General features: G+C 40.0%; 17 protein-coding genes. 8 read left to right on the top strand and 9 right to left on the bottom strand.

Annotated features, from left to right (window positions below; genetic code table 11):
• Positions 1-365 precede the first annotated feature (365 nt).
• From malG to malE, 3 genes are all read right to left on the bottom strand, one after another.
• Entirely contained in the window at positions 366-1,256 is an 891-nt protein-coding gene (malG, locus tag HWV03_RS05840; RefSeq protein ID WP_211674501.1) for a maltose ABC transporter permease MalG, read from the bottom strand.
• Positions 1,257-1,294: 38 nt separating this feature from the next.
• A complete protein-coding gene (gene malF / locus HWV03_RS05835) occupies positions 1,295-2,893 on the bottom strand; it encodes a maltose ABC transporter permease MalF (RefSeq protein ID WP_211678900.1) in 1,599 nt (532 codons plus the stop codon).
• Positions 2,894-3,035: 142 nt separating this feature from the next.
• Positions 3,036-4,211 (bottom strand): maltose/maltodextrin ABC transporter substrate-binding protein MalE, encoded by a 1,176-nt coding sequence (gene malE / locus HWV03_RS05830; RefSeq protein WP_211678899.1) that lies wholly within the window; start codon positions 4,209-4,211, stop codon positions 3,036-3,038.
• Positions 4,212-4,607: 396 nt separating this feature from the next.
• Between malE and malK the strand changes: the two genes are divergently transcribed.
• Both malK and HWV03_RS05820 read left to right on the top strand, forming a co-directional pair.
• Positions 4,608-5,717, top strand: a complete 1,110-nt coding sequence (gene malK, locus HWV03_RS05825) for a maltose/maltodextrin ABC transporter ATP-binding protein MalK (RefSeq protein WP_211678898.1) — start codon at positions 4,608-4,610, stop codon at positions 5,715-5,717.
• Positions 5,718-6,103: 386 nt separating this feature from the next.
• A complete protein-coding gene (locus HWV03_RS05820; protein ID WP_211678897.1) occupies positions 6,104-7,783 on the top strand; it encodes a methyl-accepting chemotaxis protein in 1,680 nt (559 codons plus the stop codon).
• A 241-nt stretch (positions 7,784-8,024) separates the two neighbouring features.
• Here HWV03_RS05820 and lamB read toward each other — a convergent pair whose 3' ends face one another.
• On the bottom strand, positions 8,025-9,263 hold the full coding sequence (gene lamB, locus HWV03_RS05815) for a maltoporin LamB (protein WP_211678896.1): 1,239 nt from the start codon (positions 9,261-9,263) through the stop codon (positions 8,025-8,027).
• A 579-nt stretch (positions 9,264-9,842) separates the two neighbouring features.
• On the opposite strand from lamB, the gene HWV03_RS05810 reads away from it, so the two are divergent.
• From HWV03_RS05810 to glgX, 6 genes are all read left to right on the top strand, one after another.
• Complete coding sequence (locus HWV03_RS05810; RefSeq protein WP_255547089.1) at positions 9,843-11,969, top strand: LruC domain-containing protein; 2,127 nt, start codon at positions 9,843-9,845, stop codon at positions 11,967-11,969.
• A 9-nt stretch (positions 11,970-11,978) separates the two neighbouring features.
• Positions 11,979-12,497, top strand: coding sequence for a hypothetical protein (locus HWV03_RS05805; protein WP_211678895.1), 519 nt, complete (start codon positions 11,979-11,981; stop codon positions 12,495-12,497).
• Between the two features lie 216 nt (positions 12,498-12,713).
• The gene (locus HWV03_RS05800) at positions 12,714-14,147 is read left to right on the top strand and encodes an ATP-binding protein (RefSeq protein ID WP_211674494.1); all 1,434 of its coding nucleotides are present in this window, start codon (positions 12,714-12,716) and stop codon (positions 14,145-14,147) included.
• A 3-nt stretch (positions 14,148-14,150) separates the two neighbouring features.
• Positions 14,151-14,828, top strand: coding sequence for a response regulator (locus HWV03_RS05795; protein WP_211678894.1), 678 nt, complete (start codon positions 14,151-14,153; stop codon positions 14,826-14,828).
• A 145-nt stretch (positions 14,829-14,973) separates the two neighbouring features.
• Positions 14,974-15,663, top strand: a complete 690-nt coding sequence (locus HWV03_RS05790) for an EF-hand domain-containing protein (RefSeq protein ID WP_211678893.1) — start codon at positions 14,974-14,976, stop codon at positions 15,661-15,663.
• 214 nt (positions 15,664-15,877) lie between these two features.
• Positions 15,878-17,845: a glycogen debranching protein GlgX gene (gene glgX / locus HWV03_RS05785; RefSeq protein WP_211678892.1), complete on the top strand. Its 1,968-nt coding sequence runs from the start codon at positions 15,878-15,880 to the stop codon at positions 17,843-17,845.
• Here glgX and HWV03_RS05780 read toward each other — a convergent pair.
• The 5 genes from HWV03_RS05780 to HWV03_RS05760 form a co-directional block, all read right to left on the bottom strand.
• Positions 17,816-18,934: a lipase secretion chaperone gene (locus HWV03_RS05780; protein WP_211678891.1), complete on the bottom strand. Its 1,119-nt coding sequence runs from the start codon at positions 18,932-18,934 to the stop codon at positions 17,816-17,818. The two genes, glgX and HWV03_RS05780, sit on opposite strands and share 30 nt — an antisense overlap.
• Before the next feature lie 70 nt (positions 18,935-19,004).
• Positions 19,005-19,994: an esterase/lipase family protein gene (locus tag HWV03_RS05775; RefSeq protein ID WP_211678890.1), complete on the bottom strand. Its 990-nt coding sequence runs from the start codon at positions 19,992-19,994 to the stop codon at positions 19,005-19,007.
• 595 nt (positions 19,995-20,589) lie between these two features.
• Positions 20,590-20,859 carry a YfcL family protein gene (locus HWV03_RS05770; RefSeq protein ID WP_198438012.1) on the bottom strand — a complete coding sequence of 90 codons (270 nt, stop codon included), beginning with the start codon at positions 20,857-20,859 and terminating at the stop codon, positions 20,590-20,592.
• Between the two features lie 3 nt (positions 20,860-20,862).
• Positions 20,863-21,996 (bottom strand): ATP-NAD kinase family protein, encoded by a 1,134-nt coding sequence (locus HWV03_RS05765; RefSeq protein ID WP_211678889.1) that lies wholly within the window; start codon positions 21,994-21,996, stop codon positions 20,863-20,865.
• Positions 21,986-22,600 carry an elongation factor P hydroxylase gene (locus HWV03_RS05760; protein ID WP_211678888.1) on the bottom strand — a complete coding sequence of 205 codons (615 nt, stop codon included), beginning with the start codon at positions 22,598-22,600 and terminating at the stop codon, positions 21,986-21,988. The genes HWV03_RS05765 and HWV03_RS05760 overlap by 11 nt, the downstream gene beginning before the upstream one ends.
• Positions 22,601-22,693 lie beyond the last annotated feature (93 nt).

The raw sequence follows: 22,693 nt of genomic DNA, 5'->3' as shown, positions 1-22,693 counted from the left end.
TGTCATTGAATAACTTCTCCGAAGAGATCAAGAAGTTAAAGTATCTTCAGCCTACTCTTTGTATTTAAATTAAATGATAGGTGCATCATGTTTTGCCTTATTACCGTTAAAAATAGCATAGTGAAACACCGCTATTTATGATATTTGTGAGCACAGAGATAACCTTAACGAGAAGTGAGGAAGTAAGAAGAATTTGCTGAAGCACATTAATGTAATTCCTTGTACTGACAAAAACTTAACGCAAAAAATAAAACCAGTGGACAACGATTTCTTTATCACAAAGAATTAATCATCCGCTGGCTTCAATGCTCTCGATTTCGTCACATAACTTTCGTTATATATGAAGCATTACAACATGAGTTAACCTACCCTTTCACACCACCTGATGTTAAGCCACCAACTAACCAGCGTTGCGCCATTAAGAATACCGCCGTGATAGGTAATGCAGATAACACTGCCGCCGCGGCAAAGTCACCCCACAGGTAATTTTGTGGATATAAATACTGTTGCATGCCAACAGCTAAAGTGTAGTTATTCACATCAGACAATAATAACGAAGCTACTGGTACTTCTGTTACCGCAGCAATAAATGCCAAGATAAAGACCACAGCCAAAATAGGCACTGACAAGGGTAACAATACTAAACGGAATGCTTGCCAAGGCGTTGCGCCATCCAATGCAGCAGCTTCTTCTAATGAACCATCAATCGACTCGAAGTAACCTTTAATTGTCCATACATGCAGAGCAATACCACCCAGATAGGCGAAGATCAAACCGCCGTGGGTATTCAACCCTAAGAAAGGTACATACTGGCCTAACTTATCAAACAAAGCATATAACGCCACTAGCGCTAATACTGCTGGGAACATCTGGAAGATCATCATTGCTTTTAAAATAGTGTCTTTACCACCAAAACGTAAACGTGCAAATGCATACGCAGAGGTGGTCGACAACGCCACAATCATCACCGACGATATCGCAGCTACTTTTACCGAGTTCCACAACCATAACAACACAGGGAATGGTGGCGGTGTAATACTGCCATCCGCATTCGTTACCGAGAACCCTAACGCTAAACGCCAGTGATCTAATGTAGGTGATGTAGGAATAATGCCACCCGTCGCAAAGTTACCTTCACGCAACGAAATTGCCACTACCATAACCAAAGGGAAAATAATCACCACCAGCAGTGCACACAGTGCTAGGTGAGCAGCCCATACCCGATATTTTAATGATTTACCTTGTACCATAGCCATACTGTTACTCCTCATATTTTGTAGGTTATTGCTGTCGATTACTTTTCTGACAGCTTGGTGAAACGTAAATTAAAGAGCGCTAAACCACCCACTAACAAGAAGATAAGCGTTGTAATTGCACTGGCTAAACCAAAGTCTTGACCACCAGCACCTTCAAAGGCAATACGATAGGTATAATTGACTAACAAGTCGGTATAACCCGCCGGTTCACTAGTCCCAATCATGTTTGGCCCGCCCTGTGTTAACAGCTGAATCAATACAAAGTTATTAAAGTTAAACGAGAAGCTGGCAATCATTAACGGCATTAATGGTTTCATCATCATCGGGAACGTAATGTTCTTAAAGTTTTGTAACGGCCCAGCACCATCAAGCGCCGATGCCTCATATAAATCATCCGGAATTGATTTCAACATGCCCATACTTAAGATCATCATGTACGGGAAACCGAGCCAAATATTAACCATTAATACCATGGCTTTCGCTGAAATAGGATCCGAGAACCAACTTGGCGACAGACCGAACATGGCTTCTAACACCATATTAATTTCACCAAAGCTTTGGTTGAATAAACCTTTAAAGATCAAGATAGAAATAAATGACGGTACGGCATAAGGTAAAATTAACAGCATGCGGTAAATAGCACGACCACGTAACGCTTCCCACTGCACGATACTGGCAAGTACTAATCCGATGATCACCGTGGCAACCACAGATAACCCAGAGAAAATTATCGTCCAAAAGAAAATACTAATGAAGGGTTCTTTAATACCGTCATCTTGCCAAATACGTTCAAAATTGGCAGTACCGATAACAACCGTAAAGCCGGGTGATAATGGGTCGCCAATATAGTTACCTTCGGCATCAATAGCTTGATAAAAACCAATGTCCATATTCGGGATCAATACCGTTTTATCTTTATTATTAATTAACGTGGTCCCGTCGCTTTCTACACTGTAAAGCGGTTGTACTGCGGCAAATTTACGTAACCCGCTCATGCGAATTTCATTACCATTAGGTAGTACTAAATCCACCGAGTTTAACGTTGCACGGTTTTTGATAATTTCTTTTATTTTCGCTTTGCTGCCAACAACGTCATCCACCGCTGTAAGCACTAAACGCCGGGTTGCTGGCTGCGTAAAATTTATCTCATCAGTCACTAATAATTGCGCACCGTCTTTAATCGCAAGACGATAGCCATTTTCACTACGATACAAATCGAATTTATAATTGTCACCGCTTTGATAAGTACTATCAAGTAACACTGACTGCGCGCGTTCAAAAGACAATTGGTTTTTAGCGCTGTAATTGGTAAATGCGATACCTACCGTATACACCAGCGGAAAAACAATAAACAAGATCATGCCTGCAACACCTGGATAAATATAGCGGTGCGCGTACGTCTTTTTACTACCAAAAATATACAAAGCTAACGAGGTCAAAATAAGCGTTAATACCGCAAACGAAGTTTCACCACGTGAGTACATCAATACCGACGCATAACCGTTCATTAACCCAATAAGTGTGAGAGTGCACCATTTAATAAAATGCGGAGAAAAAAATCTAGAATTGACTTGGTCGCAAGTCTGTTGAGAGTCTGGTGTATCACCCAGAATTTCAGCTACTTTAACAGTCTGCATGGAAAAACCTACCTCATAATACCAATCACACTAAACAGATGATCATTTATTTAATGCAACGGATATAAACAGCAAGAGGAGAGATAATCTATCCTCTTATTTTATAACTTCCTATCACTACAACAGGAAGTACTTAAAAACACTATTTAGTCATCTGTTTCTCTGCATCACTTAATGCATCAGTAATAGATTGACGACCATCGACAATGTTAATAATCGCGTTTTTAGTCGCGCCCCAAAATGCATTCATTTGTGGGATATTCGGCATGATCTCACCGTTCATCGCATTATCCATCGTAGCAGCAATACGGCTATCACTCGCTAACTGTGCTTGGTATGACGTCAATGCCACCGCGCCTAATGGTTTGTCGCGATTCACTGTAGCCAGACCTTCATTGGTCAATAAATAATTTTCAATAAACTCAACCGCTAAATCTTTGTTTGGTGACGCTGTACTAATACCCGCCGTTAATACGCCAACAAACGGTTTAGAGTGATTACCATTAAACCTCGGCAACTGAGCAACGCCATAATTAATCTCAGACTTGTCTATGTTACCCCATGCCCACGGGCCATTAATCGTCAGTGCTACATTACCTTTGATAAACTCAGACTCTGACACCGAGTAATCCATATCCGGTGAGATAACCTTATCGGCTAATAGTTTTTGTACTAACTGCATACTATTTTTAACGCCCGCATTATTCACACCCGCATCTTTTACATCATACCCGTTGGCATTCGCTTTAAAGGCATAACCACCGTCAGCCGCCATTAACGGCCAAGTGAAGTATGGTTCTTTTAGATTCCACATAATCGCAGACTTACCTTGGGTTTTAAGCTGCTTGTCTAATGCTGCTACGTCTTCCCAATTTTTGGGTGGGGTTTTAACTAAATCTTTATTGTAGATAAGTGATAACGATTCAACCGCCACTGGATAGCCGATATATTTACCCTTGTATTTAACCGCATCCCAAGTAAAGTCAATCATGCTGTCTTTTAACTCTTTTGATGGCTTAATTTCAGCTAATAAACCCGCCTGAGCATAACCACCAAAACGATCATGTGCCCAAAATACGATATCTGGACCATCACCTGTAGCAGCTACTTGAGGGAACTTGTCTTGTAAGCTATCTGGATGCGAAACCGTCACCTTAATGCCAGTATCAGCTTCAAACTGCTTACCCACTTCAGCAAGACCGTTGTAACCTTTATCACCGTTAATCCAAATCGTTAACTGGCCTTCTTCAATAGCAGCAAAAGCAGAAAAAGAGTTCATTGCAGTTAGTAGTGCTACCGCGGTTAAGGTTTTTCTCATCACTTATATCCTTATTAAATTAGCTTTCAAACTTACCAGACAAGCTGTCTGCGTTGGAGGATATAGTCATCCAAAAGCTCTCGGCTCACATCATCCTTTATCCTACGCCTAACCCCTGCAAAGCCAAAAGCGTGAACTTGAACGATTAATTTTACTTAGTTGGTTAATAAAGGCGATAAAAATGCGATGGTTCGCACACTAAAACGCGATCAAGTACCTATTTGGAGTAGTAATTAGACAGCTATTGTTAAAATGTGATCCATGCACTCCTCCTATCTTCTCCACCCTAAAAGTTTTTGCCAAGGATGATGCAGTATAAGGGCATATAAAACACACTATCAACATCGAATAATGCTGTGTAAGATATTATAATTAATCATAAAAAGGACTCACGAGATGGCAAATGTCACGTTAAAAAATGTATGTAAAGCATATGACGATGTACTTATCTCTAAAAACGTAGATCTCGAAATAAATGATGGTGAATTTGTGGTTTTCGTTGGTCCATCAGGTTGTGGCAAGTCAACCTTACTCCGCTGTATTGCAGGCCTTGAAGATATCACCTCTGGTGACTTATTTATTGGCGGTAAACGTATGAATGATATCGAACCCTCAAAACGTGGTGTCGGCATGGTATTCCAATCTTATGCCCTTTACCCCCACTTAGATTTAACCGATAACATGTCATTTGGCTTAAAATTAGCGAAAGCAGATAAACAACTAATCAAAGATCGCGTTAAACATGCCGCTGACATTCTGCAACTAGCACCATTATTAGATCGTAAGCCGAAATCCTTATCCGGAGGTCAACGCCAACGCGTGGCGATTGGTCGTACCTTGGTATCACAACCAAAAGTATTTTTATTAGATGAACCGCTATCGAATTTAGATGCAGCGTTACGTGTAAAAATGCGCATTGAATTAGCCAAACTACACAAGCAACTGGGCTGCACGATGATCTACGTGACCCATGATCAAGTTGAAGCAATGACTATGGCCGATAAGATCGTGGTACTCGACGGTGGTGATGTGGCCCAGGTCGGAGCACCATTGGAGATTTATCATTACCCTAAAAATATTTTTGTGGCAGGTTTTATTGGCTCACCAAAAATGAACTTCATTAACGGGCATATCCAAGCTGTCGAAGCCGAACGTGTCGAAGTACTGTTACCTAATTGCCAGAGTATTTGGATCCCGGTTGACGGAAAAACGGTGAATGCCGGTGATGAAATGTACCTCGGTATTCGCCCTGAACATTTAGTACCAGTTGAAGACGCTGATATCGTCATTGCGGGTGAAACTATCGTGGTAGAAAAACTGGGTAATGAGACACAAGTCTATTTGCACATTGAAGGCTGTGACGAAGATGTGATTTATCGCGTCGCTGATACCCTGTCGATTGATGCAGATGAAAAGCTAGATATTGGTATTCCAGCACACCGCTGCCACTTATTCCATAAAAATGGTTTAGCTTGCCAGCGTTTGTATAAAGAAACGACGCGTTAGCCGATACTCCCCCCTATCAACGAACGAGTTAGCTAGCCTCGCTAACTCGAAATATCCCTTCTGTATTAGCACTTCAGCCCCCTCAAAATATGCTTATGTCCATTTTCCATATATTCTCTCATACGAAAAGTGTGAGTGACGTTCAGATAAACCAGCGAACAAAAACAGATACTTCCAAAGGGTAATAACAAATGTTGGCAATATGTTGTATAAATGTAAAATAAATGGGTGAAAGTATTATTCAACCAAGCAATTATGGTGAAAGCACTTCTATTTACCCTTCCGTGACACATGGTTTATAAAGTTTATGCAAACTGAAATGTTTATCAAAAACTTATGCCTCAATCACCTTTTCAACAGAATTTATTAGACAGCAGGTACTTAGCTTGAATTTATTTAAAAACTTAACGCTATCATTTAAAATATCAAGCCTTGTCATTGTTTTACTGTGTTCATTGCTGTTTATTTCTGTCAATCTCATCGTCAATAGTCGAGCCGTGGTTGAAAACATCGTCTTAGATTCTGAAATTAGGCAATTTTATTCAAACATTAACAATAAATGGAAAGACATTCTAAAAGCCTATGAATTTTCAGAAAATATGGGCATGAAGTTCTCAGCAAGAGCAGTGGAACAAGCACAGCTAGAAGAAGCCACCACTAAAGTTGAAACGCTGATTAAAGATTACGTAGCCAGTTTATTGACTGCGGACACCACGCTTGAAAGTGAATGGAATTCGGTACTGAAACTCAGTCAGGACGACGGCGTATTTTATACTCGGGACCAACTTGTAGAGCGAGCAGAACACCTTAATTCATCACTAGCAACATTAACCAATGTTTGGCTAACCAAGGCAACGTTCGTCGTCCGAAAAAAAGCAGAGAAGGCGGCTAACCTCGCTTTTCCACCAGTTGTTGAAACCATTGAAGCTATCAATCTGATGCATGACGAATTAGTCAGCATACGGTCAGAAAAAATTATTACAGCTCAAAATAAAATTGTTATTCAATCGACGATTCTAGCAATCAGCATCTTCTTTATCGTTATTATTATGTCCTTCTTAATGCTTCGAAAACTGAAGAGAGATTTACAATCCATTGTGTCAGTGACACATTGCCTCGCCAAGGGTGACCTTAGTCGAACGCTCGAAACTGGAGACGATTTGGACGAAATTAGTGAAATAAAAAGATCGGTATTCAGCATGACTGACAACCTGAATAATGTTTTTAAGTCTGTCACGTTACTCGCTAACAATTTAAACGAGTCGACCGATGGCCTGCTCAGTGACAACAAGCAAAGGATTAATGAAGCAGAATTCCAGCATTCACAAATGACCAAGCTTTCTAGTTCCGTCGACGCGCTTTATTCCGTTTCAACACAAGTGTCTGAACATGCAGATGACGCACTGAATAAATCAGATAATGCGATTGAATCGGCCAAAAAAGGGAAAACAATCGTCAATGAAACCATTGCGTCTATTGAAAATTTAGCAGGCGAAATTGAAAATTCAGTCTCTGCCATTCAGCAACTGGATACCGAAGCCGACAGCATTACCAGTATTCTTGAGGTCATCAAAAGCATTGCCGAACAAACCAACCTCCTGGCGTTAAATGCAGCCATTGAAGCGGCTCGTGCTGGTGAGCAAGGTCGTGGCTTTGCAGTAGTTGCTGATGAAGTCAGAAATTTAGCGAAACGGACTCAAGATGCTACCGCTGAAATCCAATTAACACTGGAAACGCTTAAGAAGAGTACCCTTGCCGCCGTATCAACCATCAATAACAGTCATACCAAATCACTGGAAAGTGTGGAGCATGTATCGAATGCTGGCAACGTGATAGATGAAATTAATATGTCCGTTAACCAAATTAAAGACATTGCCAAAGAGACATCGGCCGCGTCATTACTGCAAACTAACACACTTGATGAGATCCAGACCAATGTTAACGATGTCAATCAAGTCACCGAGGAAAACACGACTCGCGCCCAAGTATCCATGACTTCAGCATCTTCACTATCAGGTCTTAGCAAGGAGCTAATCAGTTCGATCTGTTACTTCAAATTAAAGTAACTCACCAGCAGCGGAAAAATATTAAAACTGAGTGCTTACCGTAAACGGCAAACGTTTTAAAGGACGACGAGGCTCGTTTTACAACACGTTGTTCTTCATATCATGACATCAATATGACAAAGAAATGCCTAACAGCTTTCACTGTCAGGCATTCTTATAATTCGGGGTTTTTGCTGCAAACAAAAATACGTCCCCTTTTTAACTATCTTGCTTTCTACTTATGCCAGCTATACGCGAGGTATTAGAACCAAGCTTCAACTTGCATACCTATAGTATAGTCGCTATCGCCTTTACTTGATCCCAAGGTCGTCCCTTCATCATCTGTGATGTATGACGCGAATACGCGCAATTCAGGTCGAGCCCAGAAACCTTCCCCCATTGACCATGCTTGTGCAATGGTTGCTTTACTGCCACCTTTATCTGTAGAACCTTGTGATTCAGAGAACACACCTAATTCCAAAATGGTTTTCATGTTCTGATTCCATTTGTACATCGGACGTACCACAGCACTGAGCAGTTCATGTTCTTCTTTGACCAAGCCTACATCAGTAGAGTTTGCATACATTAATTGGTGACCCACTTCGATCTTATCGCCAAAACTAACCACACCCCAGTTAATCACGCGGTAACCCGTCGCATCGTTTTGTTTTCCTGAACGGTCAAACCAAGCACCACTGCCTAAATCAGACATTTGAGCACCATAAGAACTGGTGCCATATTGCAATACAGTTTGGTTAAAACCGTTGCTTAAGCCCTGCTGTAAAATAGCCGTTAACATCACGCCATCATCAGCCTCTAGAGTTTGTTCTGCTTTTTTATTGGCAAAATTATAAATCGCAGCGACTTCTAAATTTGCACCACTCCATAATTCAAGGCCAGAATAACGAACATCAAAAATATTACCATTTACCTTAGAATCATTAGACCATGAGTGGTCTTGAGATAAGCCATTCGAACTTTTTTGGCTACCTTCATCGAGCATCCAAGCTGCAGACAATTTACCAGGACCTACAGTTAAGTTTTCAATACCGCCACCAGCACCCGCAGAGGTATTTAAGTAGTAAAAATCAGTAATATGAATATCTTTACGTTGGTAATAGCGTTTACCCGCCCACATCGTTGCTTCTTTATCGCTCGCAATCAGTCCCGTCGCTTGTACGTTAAATTGAGCCACGTTGAAGTCACCGTCTTCCCAACCATTATTACCCAAATTGCCCTGCGCGATCATTGCGTCAACAATCCAAGTTTGCTCTTCCATTCCGGTTATTTCTGGTAACTCTTGACGGAAACCAAACTCAGCATAAAGATCATTTTCATTACCTAAACGACCAATTTTGTTTTTTTCAAAACTAATATTTTCGCCATTATTACCACTAATACCAGTACCAGCTCGCATGTAGCCATTAAAATCAACAGCGCCAGCTGCAGAAGAAAGTAAGGCTGCTGATACAGCAATCGCAACACGATTTAAGTTTTTCATATAATCTAAATCCTTGAATGAGTTTGGTTTCATTTTTCGAGCCGTGACCAGGATAGGATTGGCTCAGAAGACAAATTCATACTAAAGAATTTTCAAATAACTGACCTCCTCCACCTCTCGTTAATTTAAGGAGGATGAAAAAGGCTGAGAAAAAAATAAGTGGCCTATTTTTATGAGGGAGATCACCAAAGCAGGGCGTATTTACATGATTTTAAAATCATCACATAAAAGACACTGTTAACTGGATCATGTTTAATCGTCTAAATCGCTATATTAGCGCTCTGAGTTACATAAAATGCAACTCATTTAATGAATGTGATCTAAGCTGCAAACTGAATAATTAATAAATTAACAAATTCACAAATTAACAAATTAACAAAGCAACTATGTTCTTTGCAAACTGCGAATTAAAATTGCATTTTGCGAAAATCAATTCTTAAAATGCGATTAATTTAACAAATAAAAAACAACAAAAAAATAAATCTATGTTTTTAAAGTACAAAAAAGATGGCACGAGATATGCGATAACAACAGTACCAATGATATTTACTTTAATACTTCGCAATCAAGGGACTGCTTATGAAAACATGTCAGTACAAGACACTATTATTAATGTCTACCTGCCTTTATAGCTTAAATGCTATCTCGGCGCCTTTTGCTAGTTGCCCGACTGAAGCATTTTTATCCCAATACAAACATGGAAAAACACATTATAAATCTGTAGACCTGAGTTCAGGTTTAATCACAACGCTACAAACCGATGATGGCTTGGGCTCTGATTCGATTAATGCGATTGCCTTCAATAACACAGATAAATATATCTATGGTTTTGACCGTCATCAACTAGCAATAGTCAAATTTGATAGCGATTTTAAAGCAACCGTTTTAAACTTTACTAATCCACCAAACAATAACTTTTTTGTGGGGGATATAAAAGATAACAAGTTCTACTTCTATCGCCGCTACCTTGGCCTTTATTACACGAATCTAGACAGTAGTGCACCTGACTACCTCACATTGACAAAAGTAGTGGGGTCGAATAAAAGCATTCGAATTGCTGACTTTGCATTCCACCCTATCGATGGAAAGATATACGGAGTAGAAGGTAGAACGGGTAACTTATACCGTATTGACCCAACAACAGGTGTTGCAACCAATGTAGCCTACACAGGATTTAAATCCCCGCGTAGCGCATTTGGTGCAGCTTATTTCGACTCTGCTGGTTATCTCTATTTCCTTCGTAATAATGACGGTAATATTTACCGGACTGACATTACAGATCCAGACAATATTACTGGCGCATCCGTGTATTTTGCTAAAGCCTCAGCAAGTAACAGTAATGACGGCGCTCGTTGTTCAGAAGCAGCCGTTGTATCAACGAGTACAGATTATGGTGATGCCCCCGAATCATATGGAACAAGCTTAGCGGTAAATGGTGCAAGGCATCTTATTGACTACAACAACTATATACTTGGTGACCTTGTTGATGCTGAAGGTGATGCTAACGTAGCACCCAGTACAGATGATGCAGATAACCTTGCAGATGAAGATGGTATTCTATTTCAAACCTCACTTATTACAGGTCTAGATGCTCAAATCAATGCAACGATCAATGGTAGTCAAGCAAGTGCCTATTTCAATGGTTGGTTTGATTGGAATCAAGATGGCGACTTTGATGATGCCGACGAGCATGTATTTAATAGTTTGCAGTTAGATTCAGATTCACATAATCTCGCTTTCACCGTACCAGCAACCGCAGTAATCGGTAATACGTGGGCGCGATTCCGTGTCGGAGATCAAGATAATATAACCAGTGGTGGTGGTTACACAAATGGTGAAGTCGAAGATTATCCGGTTGCCATTGCAGATGGTAATACCACCAGTATTTATTACCCAGGTGAAGGTGAGTATGTAACTCTGGCTTACGAAGATCGCTGGCCAGAACAAGGTGACTATGATTTTAACGATGTCGTTATTTTTTATCGAGTAGTGCAGACCGTTAAAAACGGTGAAGTATCTCGTATCGATATAGAAGGTGAACTTGTCAATTATGGTGCCTCATATTCCAACGGTTTTGCAGTCCACTTACCCGGAATACTACGTAGTAATGTTGATCAAGACTTATTACGAGTCAGTTTTAACTCTGTATCAGCGTCTACCGATGGTGTTTTAGAAGCGGGCCAGACTGATGCTGTCGTTGTTATTTCTGATAACTTAAAAACAGAATTCACTTCCACTTGTGGAGAGTTCTACTTTAATACCGAACCTGCTTGTATGGGCAACACGAGTATCTTTACATTCGAAATCAATATCCCATTAAATAGTCCAATTGATGTTGCTAGCATGCCAGCAATGCCACTGAACCCCTTTATATTTGGGGCCGAAAATAGTTCCAGAAATGATTTCTTTAGTGGGCAAATTGGACGTGATTTAGAGATTCATTTACCAGATAAACCTCTCACGGATTTAGGTAACAGTGCTTACTTCGGACTTGGTGATGATGACTCAAATCCACCGACTACCACATTCAGAACCTCAACCAATTTACCTTGGGCTACTGAGATTGGTAATACAGAATGGAAAGCACCACTCGAAGAAACAGATATTTCTTGCGCCTATCCTGAGTTCAATAACTATATCATCAGTGATGGCGTCAATAACGAGTTTTGGTTTGATAACCCCGATTTCCATAAAATCGTCGATTAGGAACAGATCATGAAATTTATTAAAACACTGATTATTTGTAATATTGCCTTTATTTCTGCTTGTAGTGATAGTGGAAGTGACACTCCAACGGGAAATGTAAGTACTCCCACAGGGAATGTTGCCACTCCTGCAGTCGATGGTCCTAAACTAGAGTTACTCTCTGACGATGATGGTTTCATTTCCACCGAGAATGATGACCTCAAATTACAGGATATAGTGGCACCAATAACACAAAAATTCACTGCAGCTAAATCGCAGCAATTAACGATAACATCACAGGGTGGTAGCGCTTGTCATATCAATATATACACACAATATAATAAAGCCTCAGGGCATAAATTCGCCCCTAAAAACGGCAGCAGAGTCCTGCAAGTGTATTCAGAAAACTGTGCATATTCAGGTTCAATCTACCTGCTAAGTCATCAACATAAATTATTAATCGAGGTGATTAACTTAACCCAGGAAGACACAACCAGCTATTATGAGGAAACAATACAAGAGACGCCTATTGAAGTTGCAATACTATAGCGGTGCTAACAGCACGTTAATTTAACTCCAAAAGTAATGCTCCAGCAAAAACCACCACACAATATTAATTGGTGGTGGTTTTTATTTATCGCCAAAATTCATTTCAGCTTAGATAACGAAAAACAGTCTCCTCTGTCCCAACCTACTATTTAATTTTCCATAATCAGTCACAACCACATATAATGAAATAGATTTATTCATTCAAAGGTCACTTAAATGCGTTTAACCATTTTTCATAAATTGTTTATCTCTTTAATGCTCATTAGCTCAATTATGATGATTGGCATGGCATTGTTGATTAACAATAGCTTTCAAAATGGTTTTCAAAGTTATCTGAATCAGAGCGAAATTGAACGCATTGAAAATATGGCTGAAAATATATCTGAGAATATCAATGATTATTATTCAGAGGACCAAGGCTGGCGCAGGCTACAGCAGCAGCCCCAATTATGGAGAAGACTATTAAGGAGCATTGGTGAGCATCCCAGCAGACCAAAAGACGTCTCTAAAATGACATCCAGAAAAACCAGAACAAATTACAACCAACTTGAAGTTCGCCTTCATTTGCTCGATGTAAATGGCAACACGATTATCGGCGACCCTAAGAATTTTCATCGTTTACATTCAAATATACAAATTACTAAGGTTGCGGTCACCAAAGATAAGCAAACCATTGGTTGGTTATCTATTCAACAAAGAGAACACATTAAAGGTCATTTAGCCGAACGTTTTTTAAGGCAACAACTGGACAACTTTTATTGGATTGCCGCTTGGGCCGCTTTATTTTCCTTTATCGTTGCTGCGTTATTAGTTCGTCATTTTTTAAAACCGTTAAAAAATTTACACTCGGCAGCTAAATCACTGTCTAATGGTAATTTTGATTATCAAATTGACGTGCGCGGTAAAGATGAACTCGCCGAACTATCACTCGCATTTAATTTATTGACCACCACTTTAAAGACTCAGAAATTATCGCGAGAACAATGGCTCGCCGATATTTCTCATGAACTGCGAACACCGATTGCCGTCTTACTCAGTGAAATAGAAGCCATTGAAGACGGACTCCGTAAACCGGAACCTAAATATATTAAGTCATTACATAATCAAGTCATTGCCCTAACCCGTCTAGTGGATGATTTATATTCACTATCACAGTCTGACACTGGCGTCCTTATCGATAAATCACACAATGTCGATATCACTAATATCATTAACAATATAGCCAATCAAAACGAAGTACGTTTAGCTGACAAGCATATTGCAATACAAAGTTTATACGATCACCATCAACCCATGTTATTACATGCCGATGCCAAATCATTGGCTCAGCTTATCGGTAACCTACTCGAAAACAGCTATCGCTACACAGATCAAAATGGGCACATACAAATCAACTTACAACAAATCAACGACAACATATTATTAACCATTGAAGATAGTGCACCCGCTGTACCTGACGCAGCATTACCAAAGCTATTTGAACGCTTGTACCGCGTTGATAAATCCCGCAGTCGTGCCAATGGCGGTTCCGGCTTAGGTTTATCCATTTGTGAAAACATCGTCAAAAGGCATAACGGTCATATCAGTGCACAGCATTCCGAACTTGGCGGCTTAAAAATAGCGATATCACTTCCGATTAAGGACAATTAACCCATGACCAACTTAGCAAAAAAAATACTTATGGTTGAAGATGAACCTTCCCTTGCTATCGTATTATGTGAATACCTAGCCCAAGCAGGATTTCAAACCCACATCATTGATAACGGCCTCGAGGTTATTGACTGGGTGAAGCAAGAAAATCCTGACCTACTGATCCTTGATTTGATGCTACCGAATCGTGACGGTTTAGATATTTATCGTGAATTGCGTACTTTTAGTCAAGTCCCAGTCGTTATGGCAACTGCTCGTGTGGATGAAATAGACAGATTATTGGGACTGGAACTCGGCGCTGACGATTACATTTGTAAACCATATAGTCCACGTGAAGTAGTAGCCCGTATCAAAAATGTATTACGTCGCACTGTAGAGGCTGCTACACCACAACAAAATGGCTTGGTTATTAATGATCAACAAATGAAAGTCGCATTTAATGAGCAAGAGTTAACATTAACGCCCGCGGAATTTCGCTTACTGAGTTTCTTTAATCAGCATCCAGGGCAAGTATTTAACCGTGACCAACTCATGCAAAAAATTTATGCCGATAATCGCCTAGTCACCGATCGAACCATTGACAGCCACATTAAAAATTTACGTAAAAAGCTACAAGATGCAAATCCAGACGGTGAATACATCAAATCAATTTATGGGGTTGGTTATAGGTTTACCTTGTGATTATCCATACTTTTTTAAATTACGATTAATCTCCATATTTTCTCCATAATTCCTGCGCATTTGTTGCTTATAGTTACCCCATCAACAGATTAACTCACACAGAGTTAATCTGCTTAATACTAACAACAAGCAACAAAGTGAGATTATGATGAAAAAAACATTCTTTATTACCGCCGCCTTATTAACAGCGATGACAACCACAACGTTTGCTTATGCAAATTCAAATAGCGATAACAATCAGCGTCATCATCTGTCTTTTGAACAAATGGACACCAACAACGATGGTAAAATTTCCCGTGAAGAAGCAACCGGTCGTATAGCCAAGAACTTTGATAAATTAGATAAAAATAGCGACGGCTTCATTACCAAAGATGAACTACCAAAACGTGGTAAGCATCATAAAGGCATGATGTTCAAAAAAATGGACACCAATAATGACGGTAAAATTTCAAAAGAGGAAATGAATCAATACTTTGATAAGTTAGACAAAAATGGCGACGGCTTCATTACCAAAGATGAACTACCAAAACGTGGTAAACATCATAAAGGCATGATGTTCAAGAAAATAGACACCAACAATGACGGTAAAATTTCAAAAGAGGAAATGAATCAATACTTTGATAAATTAGATAAAAATGGTGACGGCTTCATTACCAAAGATGAGCGACCAAAACGTGGTAAACATCATAAAGGCATGATGTTCAAGAAAATAGACACCAACAATGACGGTAAAATTTCAAAAGAGGAAATGAATCAATACTTTGATAAATTAGACACTAATAGCGATGGCTTCATCACGAAAAAAGACATCGCTACGCAACATAACAAGCGCTAATGAGTCAAAAATAATTCATCCCTACATACTCAAATGCCTGTAAGTTTTAACTCACAGGCATTTTTATTGGTCGTTGACATCTTTTTAACCGGAAAGTTAAAATATAATGTTAACTCGATCATGTTTATTCGTGTAGAAGCTCCTTTTAACACCCTGAATTACATAAGATAAAGCTAATCTATAAATGTGACCTAGCTAACAAACTGAGTGATTTATGTCAAAACCTTATCCCCTTGGTGCACACTTACAACCAGCCAACACTTTAACAAAGCAAGGCTGTAACTTCGCAATATACGCACCAGACTGCCGCAATTTGCAATTGGTATTGTTTAATGACAAAACACAACGTAGTTTCACTATCGAAAAAAAATATGCGGATATTCACCATATATTTATCCCAGGTGTCACCGCGGGACAAGAGTATGGATTCTCAGCCAATATTGACGGGAAAGACTGGCTATTACTCGACCCTTATGCAAAAGCAGTCAGCAACGCGCCTTATTATCAGCCTCCTTATGATGCTGAAAAAAGTTGGCTTCTAACCAAAGCGATTGTCATCGACAACGCGTTTGATTGGCAAGGTGTCCCCCAGCCAGATGTGCCCCTAGCAGAGACATTATTGCTAGAAACGCATATCAAAGGATTCACTCAATTAAACCCCGCTATTACCTCAGCAGATCCTGGAACTTACCAAGCGCTCGCCGACCCGGCCAATATCACATTATTAAAACAACAAGGTATCACTAGCGTACAACTATTACCTGTTGCAGTTTGTATGCACGAACCGCACTTATTAAACCAGCAAGGTGTCAATTATTGGGGTTATAGCACCCTAGCCTTTATGGCGCCAGACCCTCGCTTTGCTAGCAAAGATGCTGTAATCGAATTAAAAACGGTGATCAGAGAGTTACATAAACACGGCATCGAGGTGATCTTGGACGTGGTATTCAACCACACCGCAGAAGGTGGCAAAGATGGGCCGATATTCAATCTTAAAGCCTTGGACCACCGTTATTATTTACGTGATGAAAACGGCCTGAGAAACTACACGGGTTGTGGTAATAGCTTGGATCTAACCCACCAAGCCAGCCTTAATTTAGTCATGGATAGTCTACGTTATTGGGTAACTGAATATCATATTGATGGCTTCCGTTTTGATTTAGCCGCGACACTTGGCCGTAATGGCGACCGTTTCAATCAACAAGCACCATTTTTCCACGCTGTTGCGCAAGATCCTATTTTACAACCGACAAAACTTATCGCCGAGCCGTGGGACATTGGTCCTGACGGTTATCAGCTAGGGTATTTCCCAGATGGCTGGAATGAATGCAATGATAAATTCCGTGATACAGTGCGAAGTTTTTGGCGAGGTGATAACGGTTATCTAAAAGATTTCGCGACGCGGATCATGGGCTCTCGCCACTTCTTTAGTGGTGGACGTTGGCCACACAAACTCCCGGTAAATTATATCGCTTATCATGATGGATTTACTCTGCAAGATTTAGTGTCTTATAACGATAAACATAATAACGCCAACGGTGAAAACAACCGCGATGGTCATGGTGACAATCGCTCATACAATTGCGGTATTGAAGGTAAAACAAATAATTTAGCTGTTATCGCTTTTCGTGAAAAACAAAAGCGTAATCTGATCACCACGTTAATGTTTAGTTTTGGTATTCCACATATATTAGCAGCTGATACAGTTTCTCATACACAAGACGGGAACAATAATTCCTACTGCCAAGATAATGAGATCAGCTGGCTAAACTGGGACATGGACGAGGTAAAACAAGATTTCCAAGATTGGTTAAGCAAGATGATCAAAGTACGCAAGCAGTACATGCTACCGTTCATTAATGCGTTTACGGGTGATGGCCGTAATGGCCACCGTATTCATTGGTACTGCAGTGATGGTAGTACCATGCAACAACATGACTGGGAGCACCAAACCTGTATGGGGTTACATCTGGGTCTAGGCACTGAAGGCGATGAATTATTATTATTATTCAATCAAGTCGATACTCCAGTCGACTTTAAACTGCCTAATGTACCGCCAATTTGGCATCGTGTTTGTGATACCAGTTCGATTCAATTAGCCGCTCTGAATGTAAATGATCACTATCAATTATCAGGCCGTTCTATGGTGGTATTACAACGCAGTGGGCTTGATTCTATCTAATGCACTAACGCGTTTAATTTCTTGGGGGGTAAAGTAAACCTCCCGCAATTGTGTAATTTCCCGCTGTTGTTGCTCACTAGCGCTATCATTGTCGTTATTATGAGTAGCGCTAATAATTACAGCAAGTTGCTCTCTGTATTCGTCTAGCTTGACTTGCCACTGCTGACGCTTTTCATCAAGCTTCGCTAATCGGTCAGCCACTTCGGGTGAAAATGACTGTTGAGTGAAGTCTTGCAATTCAGTCTGACTCGCCCCTTGTTCTTGCAGCGTCTTATATTGATCTCGATATGTGTTTAGTTGATTTGCATTACGCTGTTGCGCCAATAACCACTCAGGTGCCGCAGCATCGAGTTCTTCTTTTGCCAATTGCTTTTCGGCAGTATCTAATTCATTGTTTTTATTAATCATAGCCAGACTTAACATGTAATCTTCGTACTCATCAGCTTGACCAAAAAATGCATCAATCACATCACTATCAAGATAACTCGCCCTGGCATCAAGTACCATTTCACGGGCTTGAACAACATTTTCTAATGCATACTCACCCGTATTATTTGGGTCAATATTCTGTTCAAACTGCTGCTTAATTGCCGAAACTTCATTAAGGTACTGTAAATAACCCGTTAATATCTCCACGCCTTGTGTCAGTGCAGGTTCAACGAGTTGCGATGTAAGGCTGTGTTTAATGCGTGTAACTATAATGTCTAAACTTTCCTCACCCATAGCAGATAGGTAAAAGTCGAATAAATGCTGAATTTTTTGATTAATGATCAGTTCCCCACTCTCATTAACATCAAGTGTTAATGGTAGCGTTGAACCTAATAATGAGCTTGGTAATAACAAAGGTATTACTTGTACTGGTTGAGAATCTAGTTCCTGAGCCGAACTATCTCTTGTCACATTAACTAGCGCGTTAATTTTCTCTGTTGATAATGGATAAATCTCTTGATGAGGCTCTAACGTTGGGGCAGGCTCTATGGCAATCGAGTTAGCATCACCTTCCGATAGAAATAATGCGCTACCACCAACAATGGCAATACCACAAGATAATATAGTGACGACAAGAAGTACGTTTGGTTTTAATGACATAACAGCGTCCTATGCAACTAAGCACTGCAATATATTTACAGCGCTTAGTCTTTTATTAAAGATAAGTTGACTACAGGCCTGCGCTCGTTAAACGCTTAGCATGTGCAGCATATAACGGTAATGGACTTGTACTACCTAAACCACGTAGACCAAACATACCATTGATTTCATCTGCATGGTTCATGGTATAATCATCACGGATTACTTTGCCTAAATGTGTCGAACAACGACCTACAAGCCCATCATTGGCTTCATCAATCGTTAAATAGGTAACAGCAAGTAAACCATCAGCAAGGTCAATTACATTTGAGTTGAATAGTGGATTGTATGTCCCACTCCATGAATAATAAGAAACACCATTCACGTTATGATCGCCGTCATTGACTGAGTAATCATAAACCCAATTTGGCCACCACCACGAACCAGCGTTATCACTTGGCGTTACTTTACACTCACCTTGTCTTAAACCTTCAGGATATTTGGCATTGAAAATAGCCGCATCTTTAGAATTCAAGGCTTCGAGTGAACCCATCACATTGGCTTGCTGAGCATTATTACCAGTTACAATAGATAACAAGCTTGCGACAGCATTACCAATGGCCATCGCTGGACCTTCTAATGGTGAGTCTTTAATTAAATCGGCAGTACCTGTACCACGATGTGGAGAACCCACAGAAGTAACCGAAGCCACAAGGCTTGGTCGAACAGAGGCAACATAACGTGAATCAATCCCACCTTGAGAGTGACCAATTAAGTTAAATTTATCCGCGCCAGTAATCGCACTCAGTTCCTCTAAATAACTGAGTAACTGTTCGCCACGTACTTCACTGGTATCATAACCACTGACTTGTGGTGTATATACTTCAGTCGCGCCAACATCTGCTAGCGCCCCCTTCACACCATAAAAATAATCTGCTAACACACTATCAAACCCCGCTAGTCCATGTACTAATACCACCGGATATTTGGTTTTACCCGAGCTATCAGCTTGAACAGGTGCAACGATGAAACATAAGGCTCCAACTAAGATAGGGAGTAAATTCCGAGTTTTTTTTAACATATCTAATCCTTTATTTTTGAATTATCGCAAAATAACGCACCCGATGGTGACAACCTGTCTCGATTTGAGTGCAGGAAAGTTATAACGCAAAAAAATAACAGGTACAACCAGATTGAACCTGATAGTGTTATTCATCAAACTAACAGGCGTAACAGAATTAAATGGGAAGTTTAAATTGAAGATTTAGCATTAATAATCACAATAAGTAAAAAGTGCAACATAAGACGCCAAGCGATAGGGGTTCACTGCCATCCTGAATTTCGTATCATTAACTTTATGACTTTAAGTAATTCACTGTTAATAAAGAATATTATTGTTGAAAACTAATATTTAAATTAAGTTTCATTTTTATAAAAACATTTATATTTATCAGACCTAGATCATACTAAGGTATGGCTTGAACGTTAATCAGAGCAAATAAATTAAATTTAAATGGATATCAAGTTGGCACTTTATTAAAAAATGTAATCTTAATTACGGCAAATAACAGACGAAAAAAAACCAGCAATATAATCGCTGGCTTTAACTGACAAACAACATTAATTTATAGTACAAAATTAACGAGGGTAGCTATTAATAATCATGTTATCGAATATCAATGTTTATTGATCGCATCCCACATGCTAAGTACCAGCTCTTGTTTCTGAGGGGTTAACTCATTAGCAACAAGTGCATCTCGCAAACTGTTCACGACCTGAAATTTAATGTCGTGGGGATAGATTTTACCTATATTTTCGCACTTCGCTGTTGCGAAAGTGACGTGGCCATGCAAATATTCAGCCGCAAATAGTTGATCCGACGTTCCTTGTTCTACAAATCCATCAAGCTTTTCCATTAGCTTGCTTTGATAAGTAGCTTTAGACAATGATTATTCCTCATACTCTGGGTTGGCGACACGATACATGATGTAATCACGATAACCTGTAGTTACACGAATAAAACCTGATAATGCTTGGTCTAATTCAGCATCCCCTGTGTCTACAATTAAGGGACGCCCTGCTAATGCCGACAGCTTCGTTTTGGTTGCCAGCACAATAATATTTTCTTTGCCGATTTGTTTAATCAACTGCGGCGACAGTTGTTGATTTCCACGTCCAAAAATATGGCCCTGACCACCAATTAAGGTGATCACTAATTTGCAGGGTTTGTCTTCCGTCAACGCGATTAACTGCGCAGCCGTTTGGTCCGAAGCGATCAATTTATGCTGATGCACAACATCAACACCTAATAAAGTATTATCCAGTCCCAGTTCAGCCATGGTGAATGCCACCGTTGATCCGGAACCCATAATATAATATTCATCTTCCATATCTGCCATTACATCGGCAGCTATGTCTGTTAGCACTAATTCATCCGACTCAATACCACCCATTTTCACGCTTTGTACATACCGTAAATCAGACGGCACCATCATCTCGCCATAACGTTTCGCTTTAACTGTACCTTGACGAAATGCGACTTCGTCAATATCCATGACATCAGCGTCAGCCAAGGTAACAAGTTCGCCTAAGATCAGTCGACGTACAACACAACCTGCAGCTTTAGGGGTCACACCATAAACACCAGAATGGATTTTACAGCCCGCTGGCACGCCTAATACAGGGACGGTATCGTTAATGGTGGCGCAAATATTACGCGCGGTACCATCTCCACCAGCAAACAATAACAAATCAATACCTTGCGTTAATAATGCATCAACTGCCGCATAGGTATCTTGCTCGGTTGTGACATCATTTTTAGGTCTATAAGCAACTTCAACATTAAACCCTAGTTCTAAACTGCAGCGCTCGCCCATTTCGCCACCCGCAGTCACAACGGTAAAACGCTGAGCAAGCTCAGAAAACTGGCCTAATGCTTGTAACATACGATTATTCGCTTGTGGAATAGCACCTAAACTAAGCGCTTGCAAGGCAACATTATCACTACCTTTTAGTGCAACACTACCACCAACACCGGCAACTGGATTAACAATAATTCCCAGTTTAAATGGCTTAGCATTCATACATACCTCGATAATCAAAATCTGCTAATGTCAGCGGTTTGGTCTTGTAAAACGCTTTTAGTGCACTAACCAAAGCTTGCGTGCGCGTTGATAAGCCTTTTTCTAAATAGATTTGTACTTGCTTATGGATCTTGTGCTGAAAAGCCAATCGGTCAATAACAATATCAGATACGTTATCTACACTGACACGATACTTAGCACCTGCAGCAACACAAATAATCCATTCAATCGCCTGTGGCACAATTTCTACTTTTTCAAATTCAGCTTGCTGCTGCGCATTACGACCATCAGCAATATACCAGTAACCAAAATCCACCAATTGATGACGTGCTAATCCCGCCACTAACCAATGCGAAATTTCGTGCATGCCACTGGAAAAAAAACCATGGGCAAAAATAATACGGTGATGATCACAACTTACATATTGTTCAAAATTAGTATTCATCGGCATGTATATGGGCTCATCATCACCTTTGACTAATTGAGTATTAAATTCGCTTGAAAATGTGTGGTTAAAAATACGAATCAAATCTTGATAGTGATGCTTATTGTGTAAATCGTCTGGTAAACAATCTTGTAAGTTATTTTTTAAATCGTTTTGCATACTGCGCCTAGCTAATCATTAAATCGCTGAGCACGCTATCAACAGCAGAATTATACCTCGATAGTAGTGGTATGTCCGCTAATATATCGCACT

This window comes from Moritella sp. 36 (assembly GCF_018219415.1).
GTDB lineage: Bacteria > Pseudomonadota > Gammaproteobacteria > Enterobacterales > Moritellaceae > Moritella.
Note: the sequence above shows the minus strand (reverse complement) of the source record. Positions and strands in the feature narration are given on the sequence as shown.

Excerpts from the sequence above, each read along its gene's own strand:
- malG (WP_211674501.1), bottom strand. The coding sequence starts at position 1,256 with ATGGCTATGGTACAAGGTAAATCATTAAAATATCGGGTATGGGCTGCT.
- malF (WP_211678900.1), bottom strand. The coding sequence starts at position 2,893 with ATGCAGACTGTTAAAGTAGCTGAAATTCTGGGTGATACACCAGACTCT.
- malE (WP_211678899.1), bottom strand. The coding sequence starts at position 4,211 with ATGAGAAAAACCTTAACCGCGGTAGCACTACTAACTGCAATGAACTCT.
- malK (WP_211678898.1), top strand. The coding sequence starts at position 4,608 with ATGGCAAATGTCACGTTAAAAAATGTATGTAAAGCATATGACGATGTA.
- lamB (WP_211678896.1), bottom strand. The coding sequence starts at position 9,263 with ATGAAAAACTTAAATCGTGTTGCGATTGCTGTATCAGCAGCCTTACTT.
- HWV03_RS05810 (WP_255547089.1), top strand. The coding sequence starts at position 9,843 with ATGAAAACATGTCAGTACAAGACACTATTATTAATGTCTACCTGCCTT.
- HWV03_RS05805 (WP_211678895.1), top strand. The coding sequence starts at position 11,979 with ATGAAATTTATTAAAACACTGATTATTTGTAATATTGCCTTTATTTCT.
- HWV03_RS05800 (WP_211674494.1), top strand. The coding sequence starts at position 12,714 with ATGCGTTTAACCATTTTTCATAAATTGTTTATCTCTTTAATGCTCATT.
- HWV03_RS05795 (WP_211678894.1), top strand. The coding sequence starts at position 14,151 with ATGACCAACTTAGCAAAAAAAATACTTATGGTTGAAGATGAACCTTCC.
- HWV03_RS05790 (WP_211678893.1), top strand. The coding sequence starts at position 14,974 with ATGATGAAAAAAACATTCTTTATTACCGCCGCCTTATTAACAGCGATG.
- glgX (WP_211678892.1), top strand. The coding sequence starts at position 15,878 with ATGTCAAAACCTTATCCCCTTGGTGCACACTTACAACCAGCCAACACT.
- HWV03_RS05780 (WP_211678891.1), bottom strand. The coding sequence starts at position 18,934 with ATGTCATTAAAACCAAACGTACTTCTTGTCGTCACTATATTATCTTGT.
- HWV03_RS05775 (WP_211678890.1), bottom strand. The coding sequence starts at position 19,994 with ATGTTAAAAAAAACTCGGAATTTACTCCCTATCTTAGTTGGAGCCTTA.
- HWV03_RS05765 (WP_211678889.1), bottom strand. The coding sequence starts at position 21,996 with ATGAATGCTAAGCCATTTAAACTGGGAATTATTGTTAATCCAGTTGCC.
- HWV03_RS05760 (WP_211678888.1), bottom strand. The coding sequence starts at position 22,600 with ATGCAAAACGATTTAAAAAATAACTTACAAGATTGTTTACCAGACGAT.